Genomic DNA, 25,456 nt, shown 5'->3' with positions numbered 1-25,456 from the left:
GGCGAGCACCAGGGCGGAGACCATGACGGCGACCACGCCGCTGCAGTCCATGCTCTGCGCCAGCAGGAACGCCGCGAGCGCCGGGTCAGCTGGCGGCAGCGCTTCGTCACGGCCTGGGCCGGGTTCCGCGGCGCCGTGTCGCTGGCGGCGGCGCTGGCCGTGCCGACGACCACCCTCAGCGGCGCGCCCTTCCCCGACCGCAGCCTGCTCATCTTCATCGTGGTCGTCGTGATCCTGACCACCGTCCTGGTTCAAGGGACCACGCTGCCCGCCGTGGTCCGCTGGGCGAAGATGCCCGACGACGTCGCGTACGTCGAAGAATTGGAGCTGGCGCGAACCCGGGGGGTCCAGGCGGCGCTCACCGCGCTGCCCACCGTCGCCGACGAGGTCGGCATCAGCGACGACCTGCGTCGTCGGCTGCAGAAGGAATACGAGGAAAGGGCCGCGCTCGCCCTGGCCACCGAAGGCGGCTCGACTAACAACCGCCTGGTCAAGAAGAAGGAGCTGGTCCGGCGGGTGCGGCTCGGCGTGCTCGAACGGAAGCGACGCGAGATCACCGCGCTGCGCAACCAGAACCTCATCGACGACATCGTGCTGCGCGAACTGCAGAACGAGATGGACCTCGAGGAAGTGCAACTGCTCGACGAGGCGGACGAGGCTTAAGCCCGTCGGTCGTCGACCGTACAGTCGGCCCCATGTTGCACACGGTGGCGATCCGCGGCTACCGCTCGCTGCGCGAGGTGATCCTGCCGCTGGGGCGGCTGTCGGTGGTCACCGGCGCCAACGGCGCAGGCAAGTCGTCGTTGTACCGCGCGCTGCGGCTGCTGGCCGACTGCGGCCGCGGGGAGGTGATCGCCTCGCTCGCCCGCGAGGGCGGGCTGCAGTCCGCGCTGTGGGCCGGACCCGAGGAGCTCAAGGGCGCCCGCCGGACGGGCAAGGCCCAGGGCACCGTCCGCACCCGGCCCGTATCCCTCGAATTAGGCTTCGCCTCAGACGATTTCGGCTATCTGGTGGACCTCGGCATCCCGCAGATGGCGGGAATCAAGTCGGCGTTCGGCCGCGATCCCGAGATCAAGCGGGAAGCGTTGTTCGCCGGACCGGTGCTGCGCGCCAGTGCGACGCTGGTACGCCGCACCCGCGACTTCGCCGAGATGAGCGCGGAGTCCGGCCGCGGATTCGACGAGCTGTCCCGCTCGTTGCCGTCGTACCGCAGCGTGCTGGCCGAATATGCCCACCCGCACGCGCTTCCCGAACTCGCGGCCGTGCGCGAACGGCTGCGCGGCTGGCGGTTCTACGACGGCTTCCGCGTCGACGCCGGGGCGCCGGCGCGACACCCGCAGGTCGGCACGCGCACCCCGGTGCTCTCCGATGACGGCAGCGATCTGGCCGCCGCGATCCAGACGATCATCGAGACGGGCTTCGACGACCTGAGCCGCGCCGTCGCCGACGCGTTCGACGGGGCCACGGTGTCGGTCGCCGTTCACGACGGGCTGTTCGACCTGCAGCTGCGGCAGCGCGGCATGCTGCGCCCGCTGCGTTCGGCCGAATTATCCGACGGCACACTGCGATTCCTGCTCTGGGCCGCCGCGCTGTCCAGCCCGCATGCGCCGTCGCTGATGGTGCTCAACGAACCGGAGACCTCGCTGCATCCCGACCTGGTGCGTCCGCTCGCGGGGCTGATCCGCACCGCCGCCACGCGCACGCAGGTCCTGGTGGTCACCCATTCCCGCGCGCTGCTCGAATTCCTGGACACCGTCCCGGTGGCCGACGCCGACGGGGACGACCGAGCCGTCGAGATCGAGCTGTACAAGGAGTGGGGCGAGACGCGGGTCGCCGGCCAGGGCCTGCTGACCACGCCGCCGTGGGACTGGGGCAAGCGCTAACGGCCGAAACGCCCCCGCCCCCGATCGAGTGTGCTCCTATGGCGGCGTCGCACGGCGTGTCGCCGCCCTGGGCGCACCCTCAATGTGCTGAGCGCACACTCGAATCCGTGGCGGGCTGAAAATGGGTGATCGCGGGTGCGACCCACTGGCGCAGGTAGTTGCGCAACTCGTCACCGGACCGCGGCGGTCGTCCGGGATCGACGATGAACGATTGCAGAACCCGAAGCATGAATTCGACCAGGCCGTCGCGCCTGTCCTCGGTGATGCCGACGCTGTTCCAGTCCACGTTGAAGCGGTCGATGATCGAGCGCCCCAGCGAGAGCGCGACATCGGAGGTCACGCTCGCCGAGTAAGACGCCGCCTTCTCGGAGGTCAACAGCAGCCCCAGGTATTGGTCCTGGGGAAGCAATTCCAACGTGTGAGCGATACCCTCGACCACCGCCTCGGCGGGGTCGTGAATGGCTTCCAGGTGGGCCGCCAGCCGGTCCAGGGACGGACCCGCTTCCGACAACGCCGTCGCCACCAGCAACGCATCGGTGCTCGGGAAATAGCGGTACACGGTTTGGCGGGTGACCCCGAGATCGCGCGCGACATCGCTGATTTTGATGTCCGCGCCCGACTGCTGTATCGCGCGGCTCGCCGCGGCGATGATTCGCGCAATGGCTTCCTCGTCGCTCGACGGCAATGCGCCGGCCCAGCCGTGTCTGCGCATCTACGGTGCCCTCACGCTCAATATGGTCGCACGAGAACTCAGCCCAGCGCGACGCCAATCTCCTGCGCGAACACCTTGATCATGTGTTGCACGCCGATCTCGTTGCGGCCGATGATCATATGGTCGTGTTGGCCCTGGCGCACGCCCTCGCCGCACTGCGGCAGCATCGCGAAGTCCTCGTCGCGCACCGCCGCGTGCACCGCGTCGTAGATCATGTCGTAGCCGCTGCGCTGGTCGTCGCTCGTGGCCGGGATGCGCGCCAGCCAGCTGTGTCGAACGGTGCAGCGGGTCGGGGCCCCGGCCGGCAGAATGTCGATGACCTCCACACCGACGTTGCTGTTGGCCAGGATCAGGTTTGGGTAGATCCAATAGATCAGTCCCATGTTGTCCCGCACGTCCCACGAACCGTTCGGATCGGCATCGAGGTTGACGATCCAGTTGAACGGAAACCCGAGCCGGTGGTGCTTGCCGTACTCGTCGTAGATCGCGACGTTGGGCAGCGCGTTTTGCCCAATCAGGCTCTCGCCGTGGACAAACGGAAAGTGGTAGCCCTCCGCGAACGCCTCCAACGCCCCCTTCCAGGACACCTCGGAGGTGAATTCGCGATGCGCGTGATACCCGAATGATCCGTAGTCGAGTTCGGCCAGCTGTGAAGCCACCGGTCCCAGATGCGCGTCGACGTCGATGGACGCGTCGGCGCTGAGCACCGCCCAGATGAAGCCGTAGGCCTCCTGGCTCGGCAACTCCACCAGGCCATAATCGCCGGTGTCCATGCCGGTGAAGCCGGATTTGCCTGGGATGCTGAACAATTCGCCCGTGTTCTGGTAGGTCCACGCGTGATAGGGGCAGGTGAAACGAGAGGCGTTGCCCGCGCCGCAGGCCGGCATCGCGCCGCGGTGGCGGCAATAGTTGAGGAACACGCGGCTGACCCCGGCGCGGTCGCGGGTCACCAATAACGAAGTGCCCAGCACCGAGCGGACTTCGAAGTCGTTGGGGCCGGGGATCTGCACGCTGGGCAAGATCGCCAGCGGGGTCCGCCGCAGGATCTGCGACTCCTCGAAGTCGGTGACTTTGCCGTCGCGGTAGTAATGCAGCGGCACCCGCAGCACTTCCGCGGCCAGGTCGGTCGTCTTGGTCAGCACCAGCCGCAAGGCGCGCCGTGTCAGGTCTTCGCTGAGCTCCGCCGGGCGCACGCTCTCGATCGTCACAACTGGGGACCATACACCAGAGCGATCATGGATGGTCAACCCACGCGTAGAGGTCGCAACGCACCGCGACCCGTGCTTGGCTGGATGGATGGCCCCCACGAATCGCGGTGATGCCGTGCGCAGCGCGCAGCGGGTCGTCGACGTCCTGTCGGCCCAGGGCGTGCAGTTCGTCTTCGGTGTGCCGGGCGCGAAGATCGACGCCGTCTACGACGCGCTGCTCGACTCCGGCCCTCGGCTGGTGGTGTGCCGCCACGAACAGAACGCCGCCTTCATGGCCGGGGCCATCGGTCGCCTCACCGGCATCCCGGGCGTGGTGCTGGTGACGTCCGGCCCCGGCACCACCAACCTGGCCACGGGGCTGTTGACCGCCAACACCGAACAGGACCCGGTGGTGGCGCTGTGCGGCGCGGTGCGCCGCGTGGATCGCCTCAAGCGCACGCATCAGTCCATGGACGCGGCCGCCATGCTCAGGACGGTCACCAAGTTCACCGGCGAGGTCAACGACCCCGACAACGCCGCCGAGGCCACCATCGGCGCGTTTCGCGCCGCGCTCGGCGAACCGCGCGGCGCGGCCGCGGTCGTTCTCCCGGCCGATGTGTTGGCCGCTCCGACGACGGCGAGCATCCCGGGCCGGCAGCCGATTCCCCAATTGGCCGCCGCCCCCGCCGCGTCCATCGCCGAGGCGAGCGAGCTGATCCGCGCCGCGCGCCGCCCCGCGTTGCTGGTCGGCATGCGCGGCGCCGACCCCGACACCTGCCTGGCGCTGCGCGCCCTGATCGCCACGACCGGGCTGCCGGTTGTCGAGACCTTCCAGGCCGCGGGCGTGATCTCCCGCGCGTTGGAGGACAACTTCTTGGGCCGGGTGGGCCTGTTCCGCAACCAGCCCGGCGACGTCGTCCTGGCCCACGCCGACGTCCTGGTCACGGTCGGATACGACTCGGTCGAATACGACCCGGTGCTGTGGAACGACGACGCCGCGCGCACCGTCGTGCACATCGACTCGGTCCCCGCCGACATCGACAACCACTACCAGCCGGCCACGGAGTTGCTCGGCAATATCGCGGCGACGCTCACCTCGCTGACCGACAAGCTGGCCGGCCTGACCCTGACGGACACCTATCAGCGCGAGATCGCCACGCAGCGAAAGGCGTTGAGCGACATCGACACCGCGGCGGGCGGCACCGAGCCCGAGGGCCCCGGCCTCAACCCCGTCGCCGTCATGCTGCGGCTGCGGGAGGAACTCGACGACACCGCCACCGTCACCTGCGACGTCGGCTCCGTCTACATCTACCTGGCCCGTCATTTTCGCGTGTACGAGCCGCGGCGTCTGCTCTTCTCCAACGGTCAACAGACCCTCGGCGTCGCGCTGCCATGGGCCATGGCCGCCTGCCTGGTGCGGCCCGGAACTCCGGTCGTGTCCGTCTCCGGCGACGGCGGATTCCTGTTCTCGGCGCAGGAACTCGCGACCGCGGCCCATCTCGGGCTCACCTTCACCCACATCGTGTTCCGGGACAACGCCTATGACATGGTCGGCTTCCAGGAAGTCTTGAAGTACGGCCGCAAATCCGGTGTGCAACTGGGTGATTACGACCTCGTCTCCTACGCGGCGGCCTTCGGCGCCCGCGGCCACCGGGTTACCACGCTGGACGAATTCACCGCGACCCTGCGCCAGGCGCTCGCCGAGGACGGCCCCTCTCTGATCGACGTTCCCGTCGACTACAGCCACAACACCGATCTCGCCGCCCAGCTGCACGACGACCCCTTCGAATAAGGATCATGGACACACATTCGGGTGCCTACGAGCGTTTCCGCCACTGGGCGACAACGCTTCTCACACACCAACGCGCCGACGACGCCGAGGTCTATCAGTTCTCGACGATCGGTGCCCTGCTGGAGGGTGTCTACGACGGCGACGTCACCGTCGCCGAGATCCTGCGCCACGGCGACTTCGGGCTGGGCACCTTCAATCACCTCGACGGCGAAATGGTCATCCTCGACGGCGTCTGCTACCGATTGCGCGCCGACGGAACCGCCGGCCGGGCCGCGCCGACCGATCGCAGCCCGTTCGCGGCGATCACCCGGTTTCACACCGATTTCGAGATCCCGATCCGGACCCGCACCGGGCGCACGGAGGTGATCGCCGCCATCGACCGCCGGATCGCCAGCGCCAACCTGATCTACGCCGTCCGGATCACCGGGCAGTTCGCCGAGCTGCACACCCGCACGGTGATGGCGCAGCAGCCGCCCTACCCGCCGCTGACCCAAGCCACCGAGGAGCAGGCCGAGAAGGTGTTCACGGACGTGCCGGGCACGGTGGTCGGGTTCCGCACCCCCGACTTCGAGCAGGGGATCTCGGTCGCCGGCTATCACCTGCACTTCCTCAACGGTGACCGCACCGGCGGCGGGCACATCCTCGATTTCACGCTCGAGCATGGGGACGTCGCGGTCAGCGGGGCGTCGCAACTGCATCTGAGCCTGCCCACCTCCGGTGACTTCCTCGGCGCCCGGCTGTCCGGCACCGACATCGCCGAGCGGATCAACAAAGCCGAAGGCCCCAAAGGGGGCTCACAGTAGCCGCTACGCCGGAATTCATGGACTGTTCAGGCCAGCGTCAAGTCCACATTGTTGAGTGCACACGCGCACCGCGTGTCCTCACGTTATGCGTGTTGTACAGGTCGCCAACTTCTACGGCCCTCGCTCCGGCGGCCTTCGCACGGCGGTCGATCGGTTGGGCGCCGAATATTGCGCCGGCGGCCACGAGGTCTTCCTGATCGTTCCCGGCCAGCGCGCCGGACGCAGCCAGCTGCGCACCGGTGTGGTCCGAATCACTTTGCCCGCTCGGCTGATTCCGCTCACCGGCGGCTACCGCGCCGTGATGCCCGGGCCGGTCAAGGCTCTCCTGGAGGCCCTGCGGCCCGACGCGTTAGAGGTGTCCGACCGGCTCACGCTGCGGTCACTGGGCCGATGGGGCCGCGACCACGGTGCCACGACGGTGATGATCTCCCACGAGCGGCTGGATCGCCTTGTGGGACAGATACTTCCGCATCGCGCGGCGGTGAAGTTCGCCGATCTGGCCAACGCGCGCACCGCCGCCGATTACGACGCCGTGGTGTGCACCACCGGTTTCGCGCGTGAGGAATTCGACCGCATCGGCGCGACGAACACCGTGACCGTCCCGTTGGGCGTGGACCTGCAGACCTTCCACCCGCGCCGGCACTCGTACCTGCTGCGGCGCCGCTGGGCCGCGCCGACCCAGCTGCTGCTCGTCCACTGCGGTCGGCTGTCGGTGGAAAAGCGCGTCGACCGCAGCATCGACACCGTCGGCGAGTTGCGCCACGCCGGGGTCGATGCCCGACTCGTCGTCGTGGGTGAGGGTCCGTTGCGGGCCAGGCTGGAACGCCAGGCCGCGCGGCTGCCGGTGGACTTCACCGGTTTCGTCTCCGATCGGCACACGGTGGCCGGGCTGCTGGCGTCCGCCGACGTGACGCTGGCTCCCGGGCCGCACGAGACGTTCGGGCTGGCCGCGCTGGAGTCGCTGGCCTGCGGGACGCCGGCCGTCGTCTCGCGCACCTCGGCGCTCACCGAGATCATCACCGCGGACAGCGGCGCCTCGGCGGACAACCACCCGGCCGCCATCGCGCGGGCGGTCAGGGCGGTCACCAGCCGCCCGGAGCACCACCGCCGCGTCTCGGCTCGACGCCGCGCCGAGGACTTCACCTGGCATCGGGCGGCGACGGGCATGCTGGCGTCGTTGGGGGCGCCGACGCTCGACGACCCCGGCGACGCCGAACACACCGCGTAGCTAATAGGTTCTCGGCAGCGCGGCAACCAGCGCTTCGACCTGTGTTCGCGCGAGCGTGGTGACGCTTCCGTCGGGCAGCCCGAGGATGCGGTCGATGGCCAGGCCGTGCAGTCTGAATCGTTTTGTCATGCTGTCGATCGCACGCTCCCGGGCGGTTTCGTCGGGCGCCTGCAACACCGCGACGATGGTGGAATTCGTGCGCGCGGCAAGGCCGTAGATCATGTCGGCGACGCCCTCGGGATCGAAGGTGTCGAAGACACCGTCGGCGACCCCCTCCTCGATCAGGCGCGTCAGAAGGGGCAGGACCAGCGCTTCGTCGACCGCTGTTATCCGTGCGTAGAGGTGGGCGTTGTCCGGTCGCAGCAATGACGCCATCGCGGCCAGCTGCTCCGACACATTCATCTGCATCTTGACGTCAAACCCGGCCCGCAGCAAAGCGTTCAGCCGATCCAGCGCGTCGCCGCCACACCCGGCGACCGCATCCTCGACCCCGGCGAACGCGGCCCGCGCGCTGCGCTCGGCCAAGGCCGCGATCAACGCGTCCTTCGATGGAAACCAATGGTAGAAGGCACCTTTGGAGACGCCCGCGTCGGCGATCAGATCGTTTAGGCTGACGTTGTCATATCCGTCACGCAGAAACAGCACCGCCGCCCGATCGAGCAGATCCGCGCGACGGACGTCGGGATGCTTAACTACCCGAGGCACTCTCGGGCTTCCAGCCGACGTACGTCAGGTATAGCCCGACGGAGGCGAGGAAGATGAACAACACCCATAGCGCCGCAGTCGCGCCCGAACTGTAGATGGCGTTGCCGGCCGCGTCGTAGGCCCGCGGCAGCGTCAGCAACAGCAGACCACGGATGAAGAAGAACCAGCCCACGGCCGACACGACGATCGCCGCCAGACCGCGCCAATATTGGTGAAAGGCAATGATGAAAATGCCGCCCATCAACAGGATGGCTCCATACAGCCACGGCCACATGGGATTTGCCTTGAACTCGGTGAATAGTTCCTGCATGTATGAACCGCGGATTGCGATCGTGGTCGGCACGATCGACATGTAGGGGCCCAACACGCGGGCGAACATGCGGGTCCGGGTCTGCGATTGCTCGGATGCGCTCATTGCGCCACCTCCCTGGCTTGCACCGAGAATAACCGACCGGTGGTCGGTATGCCAGACCAACGGTCGGTCGGATTCTTCAGAAGTCGGAGGCCGCCCACGATCCGGGCGGGTAAGGCGGAACCGCGCCGGTGAAGGCACCGTCGGTGAGCCTGCACAGAGTGTCGGAAATCGTTCCGGCGTCGGCCAATACCTGCGGATCGCCGCCCGGCACCACGCGCGCGACCACCGCCTGCCAGGAGTATCCGACGCCGCCGTGCTCGTACCAGACGAACCAGTCCGCACCGTGACTGCCGGCGCGGATCAGCCGGCGGAACGGCAAGGTCGGATCGCTGACCGAGTCCGTCGCGTTGAAGGGCGCGCCGACGTCGGCGATGGGCGGTAGGAGCTTGAGCAGTTCCGGGGGCAGCTGGGACACATGCTGCACCTCCTGCACGGGTGTCGTCAGGGCGCAGTGAGTGTTCGGGATCGCCTGCGCGGGCGTGGCCGTCAGCAGCGCCGACGCGAGCGCAAGGCACCCGGTGACTTGGTAACTGATGCGCGCCATGACATTGCTCCATCTGCGGTCCTACTGAGCAGGACGCTACGCCACCGCTTTGCTGAGCGAGGCCGCTAGGCTGAATCGGTGGAACCGCGGGACCAGGTTTTGATCACGGCCACCGAGTTGGCCGGCCTCATCGAGTCGGGCGCCCCGGTGGCCATCGTCGACGTGCGCTGGCGGCTCGACGAGCCCGACGGACGGCCCGCCTATCTGGAGGGACACCTACCAGGCGCGGTGTATGCGTCCCTCGAGGACGAGCTCAGCGACCACTCGGTCGCCGGTCGCGGCCGCCACCCGCTGCCGTCGGGCAGCAATTTGCAGGCAGCGGCGCGCCGCTGGGGTGTCCGGCAGGACTCGCCGGTGGTGGTCTACGACGACTGGAATCGCGCCGGTTCGGCGCGCGCGTGGTGGGTGTTGACGGCGGCCGGCCTGCCGGACGTCCGCATCCTGGACGGCGGCCTGGCCGCCTGGCGAGCGTCGGGTCGGAGCCTCGAAACCGGGCCCGTCACACCGCAACCCGGGAATGTGACTGTGCCGCATGACGATCTGCGCGCCGGGAACCGACCGTCCCTGACCGCCGAGCAAGCGGGCGCCGGTGTCGTGACGTTGCTCGACGCGCGGGCGCCCGAACGCTTCCGCGGTGAGGTCGAACCGCTGGACCCCGCGGCCGGGCACATCCCCGGCGCCTTGAACCTGCCGAGCACGGCCCTCCTCGCCGCCGACGGCACGTTCATCGCCGGTGATGCACTCACCCAGCTGCTCGCTGAGCGCGGAATCCGTGACGGTGCGTTGGGCGCCTACTGCGGTTCGGGCGTGACGGCCAGCGTCACGGTCGCGGCGCTGGCGGCGGTGGGCTTGAACGCGGCGCTGTTTCCCGGGTCGTGGTCCGAGTGGTGTTCGGATCCGGGGCGCGCGGTGGCGGTCGGCCCCGCCTGAGGGTCAGGCGCCGCCCCAACTTTGCAGGAAGGCGGCGGTCACCCGGGCGGCGTTGTCGGCCGCGATCCGCTTGTAGCAGAAGAACTGAAACGGAAAGCCCGGCAGGTGAAGCGGGTCACCCGGCCCATCCGTGATGCCGCGGATGCCGAGGAACGGGACACCGTGCTCGTCGGCCACCGTTTGGGCGGCCGCGGTCTCCATGTCGGTCGCGTCGAAGGCCGGGTCCGCCGCCGACACGATGTTGAGGTTGCTGATCAGGGCGCTTCGCACCCACCGTCCCGCCGCCGGGCGGAAGTTGCCGGTGTATCGGTATGACCGGTCGGGCGCGCTGCGCGGTTGGCAGCCAAAAACGTCCCCGCCGTTCGGGATGCAGGGGAACGCCACGCCGTTGTTGTTGTCCCAGCTGTATCCGTCGCCGCCGACCACGACTTGCGGCCGGCGCCGCAGATCGATCCGGCGGGCGACGCTTTCCAGTGCGACGCAGAGCGTTTCGGCCGTCGCCAGCATGGTGGGGTCGACGGGTCGAAACGTGTTGCCGTTGTCCAGTGTCCAGCGCGCCGGTATGGCCACATCCGCGATTTTGGTCCGCGCCGCCCCGCCGGCGACGCCCGAAAACACCACCGCGCCAATCGCGAATCGGGTCAAGGCGGCCTCGGTCGTGTCGGCGGCGTTCACCAGGCCGATGCCGGTCATCGCCACGATCACTTTTCGGCCCGCGATCGAGCCGAGGTAGAAATGCCTGCGGTCGACGATCGCCACCGGATCGGGATCGAGCGTGGTGTGCGACAGCACCGCGTCGGCTTCCGCCGGAAAGGCCGACAGCACCAGCATGCGTCTTTCGCCATCTACACCCACCGCACCAGTAAACGCCACCAGACCTCGTGGCTTCGCCGATTCCGGTCCGCCATGGCCACGTCAGCGGCTAGTCTCAGCGGCACTGCAGCCAAACCGGGGGGCGCGGCCCGACGAGGAGTCACGCTCATGCTCGAAGTGATCGAGAGAAGGCCGGGCGGCGAATCCCACAAGCCGCCGGTGCTGTTCGTGCACGGCGCCTGGCATGGCGCCTGGTGTTGGGACGAGCATTTCCTGGAGTTCTTCGCGGACAAGGGCCACCGAGCGCTGGCCGTCAGCCTGCGCGGTCACGGAAAGAGCCCGGCGCCCAAATCGATGCGGCTCTGCTCGATCGCCGACTTCGTTGCCGACGTCGCCGCCGTCGCCGACGGCCTGCCCGAACGGCCGGTGGTGGTCGGCCACTCGCTGGGCGGCTTCGTGGTGCAGAAGTATCTGGAATCGCACGACGCGGCCGCCGCCGTGCTGCTCGCCTCCGCGCCCCCGAGCGGCATCCTGGGATTCTTGGCCCGCCGATTGAAGCGACACCCGTGGTACACAGCCAGCGGCCTGGCGATGACCAAGTCGCTGCGGGGTGTCGGCGCCACACCGGAATTGGCCCGCGAAACCTTCTTCTCCCGGTCGCATTCCGAAGCCGACGTGGCGCGCTATACCGAAAAACTCTGCGAGGAGTACGCCCTGAAGATCGCGATCGACATGCTGTGGCACGACCTGCCCAGGCCGCGGCTGGTCACCACCCCACTGCTCGTGCTCGGGGCCCAGGACGACGTCTGCTTCACACCGCGGGAAGTGCGGGAAACGGCGGCCGCCTACCACACCGAGGCCGAAATCTTCCCTAAGATGAGCCACGACATGATGCTCGACCCAGGGTGGCTCGCCGTCGCCGAACGTATCCACGCGTGGCTCGAAACACGGGTGCCCGCACGATGACTGCGCGATGAGGGGCCGGCTCGACGGGAAGGTCGCGATCATCACCGGGGCGAGCACCGGCCTCGGACCCGTGCTCGGTTCGGTGTTCGTGCGGGAGGGCGCCCGGGTGCTGTTGGCCGCGCGGCGCGAAGAGCTCGTGCGCGAGGCCGCCCGCGCGGCCGGGCCCGGAGCCATCGCGATGCGCGCCGACGTCACCGACGAGCGTGCCGTCGCGGCCATGGTGGCGCGGGCCGTCGACGAATTCGGCCATGTCGACATCCTGTGCAACAACGCCGCCGCGCCCGGAGAGGACCGGTGGATCTGGGAGCAGACCCTGGACAACTGGAACGCCACGATCGCCATCGACGTCACCGCGGCGATGCTGTGCACCCGGGAAGTGCTCAACCAGTCGATGCTGGCGCGCCGTCGCGGCGTGATCCTCCACTTCTCCTCCACGGCAGGCTATTCCGGCGTCGTCCGCAAGAGCCACTACGTCACCGCCAAGGCGTCGCTGCGGGCCTTCACCAAGGCGGTGGCGCTGGAGGTTGGGCCACACGGCATCCGGTGCAATTGCATCGTCCCCGGGGCCATCGACACCGAGCTATGGCGTCGGTGGGTGCAACGCACCGCCGACGAGCAGGGGGTGGACGTCGCCGTCCAGCGCGCGAAGGCGCTCAAAGGGGTTGCGCTGCAGGATATCTCCACCACCGAGGATGTCGCCAACCTGGCGTTGTTCCTGGCCAGCGACGAAAGCCGCACCATCACCGGCCAATCGATCCCGGTCGATGCCGGAGGGTACATGCAGGGATGAGCCCACAACTCTCGGTGGCCACGCCCGTGGTGACCATGTTTCCCAAGGCCAGCGGCGACTGGGAGAAACACGCCTCCATCGAGGAGCTGGCCCGCATCGCCGAGACGGCGGATCGGCTCGGCTACCACCACCTGACCTGCAGCGAGCACATCGCGCTGCCCGCAGCCGAGATGGGCCGCCGCGGCGCCCGCTACTGGGATCCGCTGGCCACATTCGGCTACCTGGCCGCGTGCACCCGGCGAATCCGGTTGGCCACCAACGTCCTGGTGCTCGGGTACCACCATCCGCTCGAGATCGCCAAGCGTTACGGCACTTTGGACAAAGTCAGTGACGGCAGGCTCATCCTCGGCGTCGGAGTGGGCAGCCTCAAAGAAGAGTTCGACCTTCTCGGCGCGCCCTTTGACGACCGCGGGCCGCGCGGTGACGACGCCCTCAAGGCGCTGCGCGCGTCGCTGTCGGTCCCGGAACCCACCTACCGTGGCGAGTTCTATGCCTTCGACGGCGTGGTCGTGGACCCGTGCGCGGTGCAGCAGCATGTCCCGATCTGGGTGGGCGGCCGCACGTTGCGATCGCTGCGCCGCGCCGCGACGCTGGCCGACGGCTGGGCGCCCTTCAGCGTGGGACTGCCACAGGCGCGAGACTGGTTGGGCCGCATCGAGCTTCGTCCGGGATTCGAGATCGTCCTGCCCCCACCGGCACCGCTGGACCCGATCAACGAGCCGCAGCGCACCCGCGACGCCATCGGGGAAGCCGCCGCACACGGCGCCACGATCGTGCCCGCCGTCTTCCGGCACACCTCGCTGCAGCATTACCTGGACCAATTGCAGGCGCTCGCCGAGCTGCATGATCCCGGCGGCTCCGCGTGATACGCGTCCGGGCAGGCGTATTCAGCCTCACCGCCGCCGCGCCGGCCGACGACGACGGCAGCTACCTGCGTTGGCACCTGCTGGATCACATGCCGGAGCAGTATCAGCTACCCGGGATCGTGTACGGGTTGCGTTGGATCGCCGACGGCGACTACCCGCAGCACCGCCTGGCCGGAAACGGCCCCTTGGCCGAGATCGCCAACGCGGTGCACTACCTGGTCGGTGACCCCGTCGAGCAGACCTTTGACGACTTCGTCACGCTCGGCCGCGCGTTGCGCGAAAACGGCCGGTTCCCCGTCGTCCGGCCGTCGCTGCAAGTCGCCGGGCTGCGCCTGCTGCAGTGGCAATCTGCACCGCATGCGCTCATCTCCGCGGAGGTGGTGCCGTTTCGGCCGCACCGCGGCGTCGTCCTCATCGTCGAAGAACCCGTCGACGGGCGCCGCCCGGACGGCTGGCTGCAATGGCTGCACGCCGAGCACCATCCGGCGCTGCTCGCCACGCCGGGCACGGCCGGCGCGTGGACGTTCGGGTCGAGCACCGGCTGGAGCCACCTACCGCGAGGGTGGCGCACGGAGTTCCAGTACATCACCGTCGTCTACCTCGACGCCGACCCGCTGACCACCACCGCCGCATTGGCGCCCAGCATCGAGGACCGGTGGCGATCGGGTGCCGTGCGGCCCTCGTTCGCCGGACCGCTCCGCAGCATGGTCAATTGGGAAGCCTGGCGATAAACCCATCGGTTGACTGGTCGCCAGGGAAAAGAGACCTTCCCGCAATGAAGAGGCCCTATAGTCCTGGCTGCAAAGGAGGTGAGATGACGAATCGGTACGTCTACGTGGCCGCCGGAATCGCGCTGGCGGCCGGGATGTCCGGCTGTTCCGGCAAGGACAGCCATCCCGCACCGACCCCGAGTTCGACTCCCGCTGCGGTCACCACGACCGTCATGATCGACGGGAACAAGCACACGATGACCGCGCGGGTCGAATGCAGCAGTTCGGCGGCGCAACCGAACGCGTCTCCCCCGGAATCGGGGGATCTCACCACCCGGATCGGCGTGCACGACGACACGGCGTCGGTCTCGCTGGCCGTCTCGGACGAGAACCCGCCCATGGTCGACGGATTCGCGCTCTCGCTCACGCTGTCCGGCGGCCAGTACCAACTCCCCTATCAGGCCACCAAGTCGGCAACCCAGGTCCAGGCGACCAAGCAGGGCAAGAGTTACACGATCACCGGGACCGGCGAGGCGTCGACCCCGGGCCAAAGCGGCACGCGCCCGGTGACTTTCGGGGTGCACGTGACCTGCCCGTGAGCGCGGCGCGGCGGACCCGGTCTTCGTCCCCTTCCGCAAGCGGAGTGGTTGTCTACCGCGACCGCCTCTGCGATGCTGGCAGCTTGGACATCTTCGCGGAGTGGCAAAGCGGCGGCACGGAGCTGCGCTGGCGGTCGACCACCGCCGCCAACGACGGGCACGAGGTCGCGGTGTTCAGCCGCCGTTGCGGCACACCCGGCGCGCCCGCGCTGGTGCTCGTGCACGGCTTCCCGACGTCGAGCATCGACTTCTTCGCGCTGGGGCGCGAGCTGGGCTCGGAGTTCGACATCTACCTGCTGGACTTCCCGGGCTACGGCCTGTCCGACAAACCGGCTGAGCCGTACGTGTATTCGCTCTACGACGACGCGCGTCTGCTCGTGTACGCGATCACCCAGGTGTGGAACCTCACCGACTACCGCATGCTCACCCATGACCGCGGCAGCAGCGTCGGCATGATCGCCGTGGAGATGCTGGCGGCCCTCGATCCGCCGGCCGTACCGGTCGACCTCATCGTGACGAATGCCAACATCTACCTGCCGCTGTCGAACCTCACCGTCTTCCAGACCGCGTTGCTCGATCCCGCGACCGGGCGGCAAACCGCGGCGGCGACGACGCCGGACATGCTGGCCGCCGGAATGGGCGCCAGCACCTTCATACCGCGGCGAACGCTGGACGACCCCGAGATCGCCGCGTTGGCTAAGTGCTTCGCGCACAACGACGGAATCCGCGTGCTGCCCGACACCATTCAATACCTCAACGAGCGCGCCGCTGACGAAACCGGTTGGCTGGAAGCGCTTTCCAAGAGCCCGATCAACACCACCGTGGTATGGGGGTTGCACGATAACGTCGCGCCGCTGCGCGTTCCCAACCATGTGTGGCAGACGTATCTGAAGACCAAGCCCGGCCGTAACCGCTACTGGGTGGTGCCCGGCGCCGACCACTACCTGCAATGCGACGCCCCCGGCCCGCTCGCCGAGATCGTCCGTCTCACCGCCCGAGGCGGGGACATCCCGCTGCAGACGCTCGGCAACGAGCCCGACGGCGCGGTGCTGATCGACCAAAGCGCTTAACTTCGCCCCCCGAGTGTGCGCCTAGCCGCACGTTCGAGCTCGAGTGTGCGGCTGGCCGCGCACTCGCACCGGAGAGACCAGCGCTTCAGCCCGTGACGACGGGCAGCCGCGCCCAGCCGCGCACACTCGCGGTGTGCGCCCGCTGGGCGTTGGCGTAGTCGACCTCCCAGTCGGGCCAGCGCTTGAGGACCTCTTCGAGAGCTACCCGGCCTTCCATCCGGGCCAGCGCAGAGCCCAGGCAGAAGTGCAGGCCCTGCCCGAAGCTCAGGTGGGCGCCCTGGCGGTGGATGTCGTAGCGATCCGGGTCGTCGAAGTGGCGATCGTCGCGGTTGGCGGAACCGTTGAGCAGCAACATGTATGAGCCTTCTGGCACGACGGTGCCGTAGAGTTCGGCGTCCCGGGCGACGTACCGGGCCTGCACCGGCGACGGCGGTTCGTAGCGCAGGGTCTCCTCGACCGCGCCGGGAATCAGCGCCGGGTTCGCCACCAGTTCGCGGCGCTGATCCGGATGATCCGACAGCAGCTGCCCCATGTAGCCGATCAGCCGCGCGGTCGTCTCGTTCCCCGCGCCGGCGATCATGGCCGTGTAGGCCAGCACCTCGGTTCGCGACAACGGCCGCCGCGTGCCGTCGGGCTCGTCGACCTCGGCCCGCAGCAGATCAGTCATCAGATCGTCGGACGGGTGATCGGCGCGCCACTCGATGTACTCGGCGAACAGGGCGATGCTCTCCTCGAAAAGCTTCGCATTCACCGCGGCGGGGTCGCGCTCGTCAGACAACTCGATGTACGCCCCGCCGCGATCGCGAATCTTCTCCTGGTCCTGTTCGGGGATGCCCAGCAGGTACCCGATCGTCCGCATCGGCATCATCGCCCCGAGGTCGGCGATGAAATCGAAGCCGCCGGCGCCGACCAGCGGATCCAGCTCCCGCACACAGAATCCGCGCACCAGGTCCTCGACGGCCAGCATGCGCCGCGGCGTGAACACCCGCGACAGCAGGCGGCGGTGCAGGTCGTGCAGCGGCGGATCCTCGAACAACAGAATTCCCGGGGGCACTTCGATATTGGCGAACAGGATGTCGGCCGTGGTTCCGCGACCGGAGCGGTACGTTTGCCAGTTCGGCAGTTCGCGCGCCACGTCCTCGTAGCGGCTCAGCGCGTAGAAGTTGTATTTCTCGTTGTAGTAGAGCGGCGCTTCGTCGCGCATGCGCTTCCACACCGGGTACGGGTTGTCGTCGATGTCGGAATCGAACGGGTCGTAGTACAAGTCGACCACGCTGGTGCCTGACATTCTGGAATCCCTTCGCTCAGTCGTTTCGGTGCAGGAAGCCGTGCAGGATTGCCTGAACCAGTTCTTCGACGATCACCTCTCGCGACGGCGGCCTGGCGCCGAAATAGGTGGACCGCAACGCGGCCATGCCGGCGATCATCGCGACGGTCGAGTGGGCGGGCAGGTCGGGATGGTCGGACCGCAGGCCCCGCAGGTGCATGCCCTCGGCGCTGATCTGACCGAGCGCCCGGATCGCCTGCCTGATCTCCGCGATGCCGGCGTCGGCCTTCTCCTCCTCACTCAGCGCCTCCGAGGCCATCAGCGTCAACAGCAGGCCCTGGTGTTCGACGAACACGTCGTAGAGCTGCCCGACGAAGTGGCGCGCCAACTCCTTCTCGTCGGTCTCCTCCGGGACCACCGACTGCCAGGTCTTGCCGAACTCGTCGACGAAGGTGGTGAAGGGCAGGACGAGCGCCTCCCGGAACAGCGCCGCCTTCGAACCGAAGTGCCGAAACAGCAGGTGCTCGGTAACCCCTGCGGCCTGGGCGATTTCACGCGTCGTCGTGCTTCGGTAGTCCTGGCGGGCGAAGCGGGCCCGCGCCGCGTCGAGCAGCAACCCCCGCGGTGCGCCGCGGGGCCGGCGCGACGCCGCGGCCGACGCGCCGCGCTTCGTGGGTGGCCGCTGGGGCACGATCGTCGCTCCTGTCCGGGTGGTTGACTGCCTTTAGGATAGTGTGCACTATCTAAAGAGTCGAGCGTTGAAAGGGGTGCGAGCGTGGGCGCCGTGATCATGCTGGGCACGTTGTTCGGGTTGATCGCCCTGATCTTCGGGCTGGTGCTGCGCTTCGACCCGCAGGCACGCCGGACCCCGGGGAACGACCGGTGAGCTCCCAGATGACGCCCGTGATGAAGGCGGCCAGCGACTTCGCCCTCGTCGGCGGCATCACGTTCACCGCGCTCGGCGTGTTCTTGAGCGTTCGCCGGCGCCGCCTGCACCCGCTCCTGCTGCTGTGCATCTCGGCGATCTCGTTCTCGTGGATCGAGGCGCCATACGACTGGGCGATGTACGCGCAGTTCCCGCCGGCCATCCCGCGCATGCCATCCTGGTGGCCGCTGAACGTGACGTGGGGCGGGCTGCCCCTGTTCGTTCCGGTCGGCTACATCTCCTACTTCGTGCTGCCGGCCGTGACGGGCACGGCGCTCGGGCGGTGGCTGAGCGCGCGGTTTGGGTGGCGAAGGCCGCCAACCCTTTTGGTGGTGGGACTGATCGTCGGCTTCTGCTGGGCGCTCTTCTTCAACGGGTTCCTGGGCGCCAAGCTCGGCGTGTTCTATTACGGCAGGGTGATTCCGGGGCTGGCCATCCGCGAGGGGACCGTGCATCAGTACCCGCTCTACGACTCCCTCGCGATGGCGATCCAGATGATGGTCTTCACCTATCTGCTCGGCCGCACCGACTCGCAGGGACGCAACGTCATCGAGATGTGGGCCGCCAACCGGTCGAAGAGCCGCCTCGCATCTTCGCTGCTGTCCGTCGCCGCCGTGATCGTCATCGGCAACCTGCTCTACGGCGCGGTTTTCGCGCCGCACCTGGTGACGAAGCTGGGCGGGTGGGTGACCGCGGGGCCGACGGAACAGCTGTTCCCGGGCGTGCCGAACCAACCCGCATAGAAATCCGCGCGCCCAGCGTCGGGTTGTCGGGCCGAAATGCGCGAATTCGGCTCAACAACTCGACGTTCGGATCCGGCTCGGGGAAGTCAGCCAAGCGCCTCGGGAAGCACGACGTCGCCCACGCGCTTCAGATACTGCCACGCGATCTCGGGCGGCAGCCCGCCGCACAGCGGCGACAGGTTGAGCACCTGCCCGGCACGGACTCGCGAAACAGCTTCTGGCACAGAGATAATCACGTGCGACTTCCCCGTCTCGCGCAGCTCGTCGACGGTGTCCACGTGGGAGAAACCGGCCGTCGTCTCGTCCCCTGGATTCCAGGCGGCGTAGGTGCGCACGTCGTGCAACAGGTGATCGCCGATCTCCTTCCACGCCTGGTCCACGTCGTCGGCGACGAACACCACCGAAGGGGTGTCGCGGCTGGGAAACATCGTCGGCCCCGGTGTATGGCCGTGTTCGCGGCACGCCTCCTCGTAGGCCTCCTGCATGCCCGGGGCGTTGGCGTTGCCGAGCATGCCCAGTCCGTACCTGCCGGCCCGACGCGCGGCGGCCAACGTTCCCCCGCCCCACATCATCGATGGACCGCCCTCGGTGAGTGGCGCCGGTGTCACCGCGATCCGGCGGCCGCCGTCGTCAACCGTTTCGCCCGCGAGCAGCCGGCGCAGCAGTCCCAGCTTTTCGTCCGCGAGCCGGCCGCGCTTGCGGATTTCCAGCCCGAAGTGCTCGAACTCCTCGGGCCGGTACCCGAGGGCAAGCGTGTACGACGCGCGACCGCCGCTGACGAGGTCGAGGACCGTCATGTCCTCGGCCAACCGCACCGGGTCGTAGAACGGCAGAATCAGGATCAGGTTCATCGGCAACCGCTCGGTGCGCGCCGCGATGGCCGGCGCCAGCATCAGCGGCGACGGCAAATAGCCGTCCTCCGAGCCGTGGTGCTCGCACAGGACAGCGGCCAGAGCACCGTGTTCCTCGGCCCAGGCACACATTTCGGGCACCGCGGCGTACAGCGCGGCGGGTGGAGCCCCCCACGACGGGGCACGCATATCGAAGCGCAGTGTGTACACGGCAAACTCCTCGCTGGCCGAATCCGTGCGACGTACGTTACACGTCTAGTCGAAGGCGTAAAGCGGAGCATGACCGGGATGCCCACCGAACTGAGTAGGCCGGGGGCAGCGTAACCTAAGATTTGTTCTTTAAGATAGTGTGCGCTCTCTTAAACCCTTGACCGCGCGGCCCCGCGCTGTTAGCTTCCGAATCGAACGTTGAGCGATAGCAGCCGGCCGCCGGCGTAAGGGCAACGGCCGCCTCAGCTTTCACCACACACCCGCCACGAGGAGGACGGCATGACGGCTCACCGCGTGGTGGTGTGGGCGACGGGCGGCATCGGGTCGATCGCCATCCGGACCATTCAGCGTCGCCCAAACCTGGACTTGGTCGGTGTGTGGGTGCACTCGCCGGAGAAGGACGGCAAGGACGCCGGCGAACTCGCCAACGGCGAGCCGATCGGTCTGACCGCCACCACCGACGCGGACGCACTGATCGCGCTGAAGCCCGATTGCGTCATCTACGCCGCCAGCGGCCCGGAGCGCGACGCGCTGGCCATCCCCGACTACGTCCGGCTACTCGAGGCCGGCATCAACGTCGTCACGACCAGCACCACGCGGCTGGTCAACCCGCACGCCTACGAACCCGCGGAATGGCGCGACCAGCTGGTGGCCGCGGCCAAGCACGGCCAGGTTTCGCTGTACGCGTCGGGGATCGAACCCGGCTTCGCCGCCGACTACCTGCCGCTGGTGTTGTCCACCCAGTCGTCGTCCATCGAGAAGATCCACGCATTCGAGATCGGTCTGTACGACGACTACGGCGTCCCCGACATCATGAGCGACGCATTGGGTTTCGGCCGGCCGCTCGACTACCAGCCGTGGATCGGGTTTCCGGGGGCGATCGCCGGCGAATGGCAGGGACAGATCCGGTTGGTCGCCGACGCACTCGGCGTCGAGGTGCAGGAGGTCCGCGAATATTTCGACCGCGCGGTCACCGACCGGACGCTGGAGGTCGCCATGGGCACCGTCGAGGCGGGGACCTGTGGCGCGCTGCGCATGCGGGCGATCGGCGTGGTCGACGGCCGCGAGGCCATCGTCATCGAGCACGTCACCCGGCTGGCCCACGACGTCGCCCCGGACTGGCCGACCGGCATCGGGGACCTGTCCTATCGGGTGCTGATCAGCGGCGACCCCGACATCGATTGCACCTTGGCGGCGACGCTCAAAGACCCGCGCAAGGCCGGGGTGGCGGGGATGACGTCGGGCGCCGGCGCCATGGTCGCCACCGCCATGCGCGTGGTCAACGCCGTGCCGTATGTCGTTGCCGCAGAACCCGGGCTGCTGAGTTCGGTCGACCTGCCCCTCACGATTCCAAAGCACGCGTTCGCCACTTAGTCTGCCCGAGTGACGTTTAACCCACTCGAGGAACTCACGCTGCCACAGCTCCGGGAGCGCACCAGCATGAAGTGGCGCGCGCACCCGGACGACGTGCTGCCGCTGTGGGTCGCCGAGATGGACGTCAACCTCGCCCCGACGGTGGCCGACGCCCTGCGGCGGGCCATCGACATCGGTGACACCGGATACCCGTGCGGCACCGCGTTCGCCGAAGCGGTCAGCGAATTCGCCTCGCGCCGTTGGCAATGGCACGACCTGGAGGTCGGCCGCACGGCGATCGTCCCGGACGTCATGCTCGGTGCCGTCGAGGTGCTGCGCTTGGTCACGGGCCGTGGCGATGCCGTCATCGTCAACCCGCCGGTGTATGCGCCGTTCTACGCGTTCGTGTCGCACGACGGCCGCAGGATCGTCGAGGCGCCGCTGGGCGCCGGGGGCCGGATCGATCTGGACGTGTTGGCGGAAGCCTTCGCGCGCGCCCGCGCGGGGGGCGGCAGGGCGGCGTACCTGTTGTGCAATCCGCACAACCCCACCGGGACGGTGCACACGGCCGACGAACTCGGCGCGGTCGCCGAGCTGGCCCGCCGGTTCGATGTCCGGGTGGTGTCGGACGAGATTCACTCGCCCGTCGTCTTGCCCGGCGCCCGGTTCACCCCATTCCTGACGGTGCCCGGAGCCGAGAACGCCTTCGCCCTGATGTCCGCCTCCAAGGCCTGGAACCTGTCCGGCCTCAAGGCGGCGCTGGCCATCGCCGGACCGGAGGCGGTCGCGGACCTGCACCGGATGCCCGAGGAGGTCAGCCACGGGCCGAGCCACTTCGGCGTCATCGCCCACGCCGAAGCGTTCCGAACCGGCGACGATTGGCTCGACGCACTGCTGCGCGGCCTGGATGAAAACCGAACGCTGCTCGGCGATCTGGTCACCCAGCACCTGCCGGGCGTGAAATGCCAATGGCCGCAAGGGACTTACCTCGCCTGGCTGGATTGCCGGAAGCTCGGATTCGTCGAAGAATCCGCCGCGGGTCTGGCGGTGGTCGCCGACCTGTCCGGGGCCGCCCGGTGGTTCCTCGACCACGCTCGGGTGGCGCTCAGTTCCGGCCACGTCTTCGGAACCGGCGGCGCCGGCCATGTCCGATTGAACTTCGCGACCTCGCGGGCCATCCTGACCGAGGCCGTGTCGCGGATGGGCCGGGCGCTCGCCGACGCCCGCTAGGCGGGGATCTCCTCGGCGCCGCGGCCCAGGTTGCGGAAGCCCTCGGCAGGCTCCTTCAAGCCAAGCACGAACGGCAGCGAGCTCAGCTCGAGTTTCATCGTCGCCCCGAACCGCCGAAAGAAGCCGGACTCGGGCTGTGCGAGGGAAACCTGCGAGGTCGCGAGGTCGATGTAGTGCGTCGGCGTCTCCCCGATGTCGTCGAAGATGTGGGTCAGCGATTTGCACTGGGAGCGCACCGATTCGTCGAGGCAGGCCGCGACGGAATCGGTCATCAGCACGTATTCGACCACGGGGACCATGTTTTTCAGCATGCGATGCACCAGGATGACGTCGAAGCCGGCGAGCTCCACGTGGCGCTTCACCCGTTGTTCGGCCACCTCACCCTGATGGACCACGAATTTCAGCGAGAGGTTATCCAACTGCGCGCAACTCGCGCACTCGCAGGCGAGGTCCTTCTTGAAGCGCTCGCGCCGCGCGATGAACGCCTCCCGCATCCGGGACAGCCGGTCACACACCAGCACTTTGGCGTCGCCGTCGGGCGCCCAGAAGAAGGCGGCGTCACCCTCGAGCTTCGCCAGCTTCAGCCCCCTGCCTGCGTCGATCACCGACTCCAGCAAGCCCGCCACCGTCAACTGCGCATGGGCTAGGTGCGTTCGGTTCCATTGCATGTAGTGGGTGTAACCGCTGATGTCCGCGATGACGAGGACCGCGCGCCGAATCGCCATGAACAAGCCAGTTTAATGTCCACACGACGTCTAGCCCAATGAAATCTCCCACTAGACGAACTCGCGTTGTCGCGAGAGGCTTGCAGAGGCGCCCGCCCACCGGAGGAGCTGAATATGCATGTGCTACGAACCCCGGACTCCCGATTCGAAAACCTGGAGGGCTATCCGTTCGTAGCGAACTACGTTGACGTCGCGGCAAGCGACACCCAGCCGCTGCGCATGCACTTTCTGGACGAGGGCCCCGCCGACGGGCCGCCGATCGTGCTGCTGCACGGGGAGCCCACCTGGAGCTACCTGTACCGGACGATGATCCAGCCGCTGGCCGACGCCGGGAACCGCGTGCTCGCGCCCGACCTGATCGGTTTCGGCCGCTCCGACAAGCCCGGCCGGATCAAGGATTACACCTATCAACGGCACGTCGAATGGGTGACGTCGTGGTTCGAACGGCTGAACCTCAAGGACGTGACGCTGTTCGTGCAGGACTGGGGATCGCTGATCGGGCTGCGCATCGCCGCCGAACAGGGTGACCGCATCGCACGGCTCGTGGTGGCCAACGGCTTCCTGCCGACCGCGGAGCGACCCACCCCGCCCGCCTTCTACGCCTGGCGCGCGTTCGCGCGCTACTCCCCCGTGTTGCCCGCGGGCCGCATCGTTGCGGTGGGGACCGTGCGCCGGGTTTCCGCCAGGGTCAGGGCTGGGTATGACGCGCCGTTTCCCGACAAGACGTATCAGGCCGGTGCCCGGGCCTTCCCGCAGTTGGTGCCGACCTCACCGGACGATCCGGCGATCCCCGCCAACAGGGCCGCGTGGAAGGCCCTGGGCCAATGGGAGAAACCCTGCCTCGCCATTTTCGGGGCCCGCGATCCGATCCTCGGCAAAGCTGACCGTCCCCTCATCAAGCACATCCCCGGCGCCGCGGGCCAGCCGCACGCCCGCATCAACGCCAGTCATTTCATCCAGGAAGACTCCGGACCCGAACTGGCCGAACGCATTCTGTCCTGGCAGCAAGCGCTGCGCTGACGGCGTCAGCGGGTATTGACGAGCCGCACGACGCCCCGCGTGACCACTCTGCTCGCGGGCCAGGAGGACATGCTCGTCGACATCGCCCTCGACCTCACCGGTGCGACGATCAGCCCGTGACCGCCAGCACGGCTTCCGCCAACTCGGGCCGGCAGACCACCAAATCAGGCAATTTCGGGTCCGACCGGTTGTAGGCGAGGGCGGACCCGTCGATGCGGGAGGTATGCAGGCCGGCCGCTCTTGCCACGGCCACCGGCGCGGCCGAGTCCCATTCGAATTGGCCGCCGGCGTGCACGTACACATCCGACAAGCCCTGGACGATCGATGCCACTTTGGCTCCGGCAGAACCCATTTCGACCAGCACCCCGTCCAGCGCGTCGCGGACGGCCAGCGCAACGGCCGGGGGCCGGGTGCGCGACACCACGATGCGCGGCTTGCCCGGCGCGGCGGGGGGCCAGGCCACCTCGGGGGTGGCCAGGGTGATCCCCTGCGCCGGCAGCGCCACCGCCCCGGCGACGAGCTCACCGGCCTCCCACAGCGCGACGTGGACCGCCCAGTCGTCGCGCCCGAGCTCGGAGAATTCCCGCGTCCCGTCAAGCGGATCGACAATCCACACCCGCTCCGAGCGCAGCCGGACCGGGTCGTCGGCGCCCTCCTCGGACAGCACCGCGTCCTCGGGCCGCTCGCCCGCTAGCGCCTCGATCAGAAAGTCATGGGATCGCTTGTCGCCCGCGGCTTTCCGCTCGCCTGCTTCCGCGTCTGCGAACTCTTCCCGGACCGTGAGCAACAGCCGTCCGGCCTCGGTGGCCAACCGCGCGGCCAGTTCGTGGTCATCCGTCAGCTGCAAGGCCATCACAATCCTTAAGTTGGCAGTGTTGACCAACTTTACCCTGCCATCGCGGCGCCGGCGGGCACCACCCCTCGAGGAATGTTCCGGCCGTAATCTGTTGATCGTGAGCGGGGGCAACGTTCCTTTGTTGGGTCGGCTGGGGCGCATTACGCGGGGGCGTCTGGTTGTGATCGGGATCGTCTCGGCGGTCGCGCTGGGCGGTGGGTGGCTTGACGCCCTGGTCACCCTGGGTCAGCTTCAGCACCACGAAGGTGAGGATGCCGCCTAGC

At 68.2% G+C, this 25,456-nt stretch carries 28 protein-coding genes; 17 read left to right on the top strand and 11 right to left on the bottom strand.

Annotated elements, in window-relative coordinates; translation table 11 throughout:
• On the top strand, window positions 1-663 hold a 663-nt coding region (locus A9X03_RS00225; protein ID WP_197695984.1), incomplete at its 5' end, for a cation:proton antiporter.
• 32 nt (window positions 664-695) lie between these two features.
• Window positions 696-1,883 (top strand): AAA family ATPase, encoded by a 1,188-nt coding sequence (locus A9X03_RS00220; RefSeq protein WP_067782148.1) that lies wholly within the window; start codon window positions 696-698, stop codon window positions 1,881-1,883.
• Window positions 1,884-1,962: 79 nt separating this feature from the next.
• Here A9X03_RS00220 and A9X03_RS00215 read toward each other — a convergent pair whose 3' ends face one another.
• Window positions 1,963-2,595, bottom strand: coding sequence for a TetR/AcrR family transcriptional regulator (locus A9X03_RS00215; RefSeq protein ID WP_067782145.1), 633 nt, complete (start codon window positions 2,593-2,595; stop codon window positions 1,963-1,965).
• A gap of 38 nt (window positions 2,596-2,633) precedes the next feature.
• Window positions 2,634-3,803, bottom strand: coding sequence for an aromatic ring-hydroxylating dioxygenase subunit alpha (locus tag A9X03_RS00210; protein ID WP_067782142.1), 1,170 nt, complete (start codon window positions 3,801-3,803; stop codon window positions 2,634-2,636).
• A gap of 88 nt (window positions 3,804-3,891) precedes the next feature.
• Here A9X03_RS00210 and alsS point away from each other — a divergent pair, with 88 nt between their 5' ends.
• From alsS to A9X03_RS00195, 3 genes are all read left to right on the top strand, one after another.
• Window positions 3,892-5,574, top strand: a complete 1,683-nt coding sequence (gene alsS / locus A9X03_RS00205; RefSeq protein WP_068259087.1) for an acetolactate synthase AlsS — start codon at window positions 3,892-3,894, stop codon at window positions 5,572-5,574.
• A gap of 5 nt (window positions 5,575-5,579) precedes the next feature.
• Window positions 5,580-6,377: an acetolactate decarboxylase gene (gene budA, locus A9X03_RS00200; RefSeq protein ID WP_067751364.1), complete on the top strand. Its 798-nt coding sequence runs from the start codon at window positions 5,580-5,582 to the stop codon at window positions 6,375-6,377.
• An 85-nt stretch (window positions 6,378-6,462) separates the two neighbouring features.
• Complete coding sequence (locus A9X03_RS00195; RefSeq protein ID WP_067751370.1) at window positions 6,463-7,605, top strand: glycosyltransferase; 1,143 nt, start codon at window positions 6,463-6,465, stop codon at window positions 7,603-7,605.
• On the opposite strand, the gene A9X03_RS00190 is transcribed toward A9X03_RS00195, so the two are convergent.
• The 3 genes from A9X03_RS00190 to A9X03_RS00180 all read right to left on the bottom strand — a co-directional run bounded on the left by A9X03_RS00190 (window position 7,606) and on the right by A9X03_RS00180 (window position 9,269).
• Complete coding sequence (locus A9X03_RS00190; protein ID WP_068259085.1) at window positions 7,606-8,310, bottom strand: TetR/AcrR family transcriptional regulator; 705 nt, start codon at window positions 8,308-8,310, stop codon at window positions 7,606-7,608. It lies immediately after the preceding gene.
• Window positions 8,294-8,725 carry a hypothetical protein gene (locus tag A9X03_RS00185; protein ID WP_067751378.1) on the bottom strand — a complete coding sequence of 144 codons (432 nt, stop codon included), beginning with the start codon at window positions 8,723-8,725 and terminating at the stop codon, window positions 8,294-8,296. The genes A9X03_RS00190 and A9X03_RS00185 overlap by 17 nt, the downstream gene beginning before the upstream one ends.
• A 76-nt stretch (window positions 8,726-8,801) precedes the next feature.
• Window positions 8,802-9,269: a hypothetical protein gene (locus A9X03_RS00180; protein ID WP_231968972.1), complete on the bottom strand. Its 468-nt coding sequence runs from the start codon at window positions 9,267-9,269 to the stop codon at window positions 8,802-8,804.
• A gap of 78 nt (window positions 9,270-9,347) precedes the next feature.
• On the opposite strand from A9X03_RS00180, the gene A9X03_RS00175 reads away from it, so the two are divergent.
• Window positions 9,348-10,199 (top strand): sulfurtransferase, encoded by an 852-nt coding sequence (locus tag A9X03_RS00175; RefSeq protein WP_067751379.1) that lies wholly within the window; start codon window positions 9,348-9,350, stop codon window positions 10,197-10,199.
• Window positions 10,200-10,202: 3 nt separating this feature from the next.
• Here A9X03_RS00175 and A9X03_RS28020 read toward each other — a convergent pair whose 3' ends face one another.
• Window positions 10,203-11,054 carry a 5'-methylthioadenosine/S-adenosylhomocysteine nucleosidase gene (locus A9X03_RS28020; protein WP_231975235.1) on the bottom strand — a complete coding sequence of 284 codons (852 nt, stop codon included), beginning with the start codon at window positions 11,052-11,054 and terminating at the stop codon, window positions 10,203-10,205.
• Window positions 11,055-11,180: 126 nt separating this feature from the next.
• On the opposite strand from A9X03_RS28020, the gene A9X03_RS00165 reads away from it, so the two are divergent.
• From A9X03_RS00165 to A9X03_RS00140, 6 genes are all read left to right on the top strand, one after another.
• The gene (locus A9X03_RS00165; RefSeq protein ID WP_067751382.1) at window positions 11,181-11,978 is read left to right on the top strand and encodes an alpha/beta hydrolase; all 798 of its coding nucleotides are present in this window, start codon (window positions 11,181-11,183) and stop codon (window positions 11,976-11,978) included.
• 7 nt (window positions 11,979-11,985) lie between these two features.
• On the top strand, window positions 11,986-12,768 hold the full coding sequence (locus A9X03_RS00160) for an SDR family NAD(P)-dependent oxidoreductase (RefSeq protein WP_068259081.1): 783 nt from the start codon (window positions 11,986-11,988) through the stop codon (window positions 12,766-12,768).
• On the top strand, window positions 12,765-13,634 hold the full coding sequence (locus A9X03_RS00155) for an LLM class F420-dependent oxidoreductase (protein ID WP_068259078.1): 870 nt from the start codon (window positions 12,765-12,767) through the stop codon (window positions 13,632-13,634). Before A9X03_RS00160 ends, A9X03_RS00155 begins: the two co-directional genes overlap by 4 nt.
• Window positions 13,634-14,365: a hypothetical protein gene (locus A9X03_RS00150; RefSeq protein WP_068259094.1), complete on the top strand. Its 732-nt coding sequence runs from the start codon at window positions 13,634-13,636 to the stop codon at window positions 14,363-14,365. Before A9X03_RS00155 ends, A9X03_RS00150 begins: the two co-directional genes overlap by 1 nt.
• 83 nt (window positions 14,366-14,448) lie before the next feature.
• The gene (locus tag A9X03_RS00145; RefSeq protein WP_068259068.1) at window positions 14,449-14,943 is read left to right on the top strand and encodes a lipoprotein LpqH; all 495 of its coding nucleotides are present in this window, start codon (window positions 14,449-14,451) and stop codon (window positions 14,941-14,943) included.
• Between the two features lie 83 nt (window positions 14,944-15,026).
• A complete protein-coding gene (locus A9X03_RS00140; protein ID WP_068259090.1) occupies window positions 15,027-16,013 on the top strand; it encodes an alpha/beta fold hydrolase in 987 nt (328 codons plus the stop codon).
• Between the two features lie 85 nt (window positions 16,014-16,098).
• Here A9X03_RS00140 and A9X03_RS00135 read toward each other — a convergent pair whose 3' ends face one another.
• Complete coding sequence (locus A9X03_RS00135) at window positions 16,099-17,301, bottom strand: cytochrome P450 (protein WP_067751391.1); 1,203 nt, start codon at window positions 17,299-17,301, stop codon at window positions 16,099-16,101.
• Between the two features lie 16 nt (window positions 17,302-17,317).
• Window positions 17,318-17,971, bottom strand: a complete 654-nt coding sequence (locus A9X03_RS00130; protein ID WP_067751394.1) for a TetR/AcrR family transcriptional regulator — start codon at window positions 17,969-17,971, stop codon at window positions 17,318-17,320.
• A 191-nt stretch (window positions 17,972-18,162) separates the two neighbouring features.
• Between A9X03_RS00130 and A9X03_RS00125 the strand changes: the two genes are divergently transcribed.
• Entirely contained in the window at window positions 18,163-18,948 is a 786-nt protein-coding gene (locus A9X03_RS00125) for a spirocyclase AveC family protein (protein ID WP_067751397.1), read from the top strand.
• A gap of 86 nt (window positions 18,949-19,034) precedes the next feature.
• Here the strand turns inward: A9X03_RS00125 and A9X03_RS00120 are convergent, their stop codons facing one another.
• Complete coding sequence (locus A9X03_RS00120; RefSeq protein ID WP_068259066.1) at window positions 19,035-20,009, bottom strand: LLM class flavin-dependent oxidoreductase; 975 nt, start codon at window positions 20,007-20,009, stop codon at window positions 19,035-19,037.
• A gap of 279 nt (window positions 20,010-20,288) precedes the next feature.
• Here A9X03_RS00120 and A9X03_RS00115 point away from each other — a divergent pair, with 279 nt between their 5' ends.
• Window positions 20,289-21,383, top strand: coding sequence for a dihydrodipicolinate reductase (locus A9X03_RS00115; RefSeq protein WP_067891449.1), 1,095 nt, complete (start codon window positions 20,289-20,291; stop codon window positions 21,381-21,383).
• Between the two features lie 66 nt (window positions 21,384-21,449).
• Window positions 21,450-22,592 (top strand): MalY/PatB family protein, encoded by a 1,143-nt coding sequence (locus A9X03_RS00110; RefSeq protein ID WP_369828493.1) that lies wholly within the window; start codon window positions 21,450-21,452, stop codon window positions 22,590-22,592.
• On the opposite strand, the gene A9X03_RS00105 is transcribed toward A9X03_RS00110, so the two are convergent.
• Complete coding sequence (locus A9X03_RS00105; protein ID WP_067751416.1) at window positions 22,589-23,317, bottom strand: DUF2652 domain-containing protein; 729 nt, start codon at window positions 23,315-23,317, stop codon at window positions 22,589-22,591. The genes A9X03_RS00110 and A9X03_RS00105 overlap by 4 nt on opposite strands.
• Before the next feature lie 114 nt (window positions 23,318-23,431).
• Between A9X03_RS00105 and A9X03_RS00100 the strand changes: the two genes are divergently transcribed.
• Window positions 23,432-24,337, top strand: a complete 906-nt coding sequence (locus A9X03_RS00100; RefSeq protein ID WP_068259064.1) for a haloalkane dehalogenase — start codon at window positions 23,432-23,434, stop codon at window positions 24,335-24,337.
• Window positions 24,338-24,446: 109 nt separating this feature from the next.
• Here the strand turns inward: A9X03_RS00100 and A9X03_RS00095 are convergent, their stop codons facing one another.
• Window positions 24,447-25,190: a 3'(2'),5'-bisphosphate nucleotidase CysQ gene (locus A9X03_RS00095; RefSeq protein ID WP_067782103.1), complete on the bottom strand. Its 744-nt coding sequence runs from the start codon at window positions 25,188-25,190 to the stop codon at window positions 24,447-24,449.
• 100 nt (window positions 25,191-25,290) lie between these two features.
• Between A9X03_RS00095 and A9X03_RS28935 the strand changes: the two genes are divergently transcribed.
• Window positions 25,291-25,455 (top strand): hypothetical protein, encoded by a 165-nt coding sequence (locus tag A9X03_RS28935; RefSeq protein WP_156746427.1) that lies wholly within the window; start codon window positions 25,291-25,293, stop codon window positions 25,453-25,455.
• The last annotated feature ends 1 nt before the right edge of the window (window position 25,456 follow it).

The sequence above is a fragment of the Mycobacterium sp. E1715 genome, assembly GCF_001667625.1.
Lineage (GTDB): Bacteria > Actinomycetota > Actinomycetes > Mycobacteriales > Mycobacteriaceae > Mycobacterium.
This window is presented reverse-complemented; position numbering and strand designations above follow the sequence as displayed.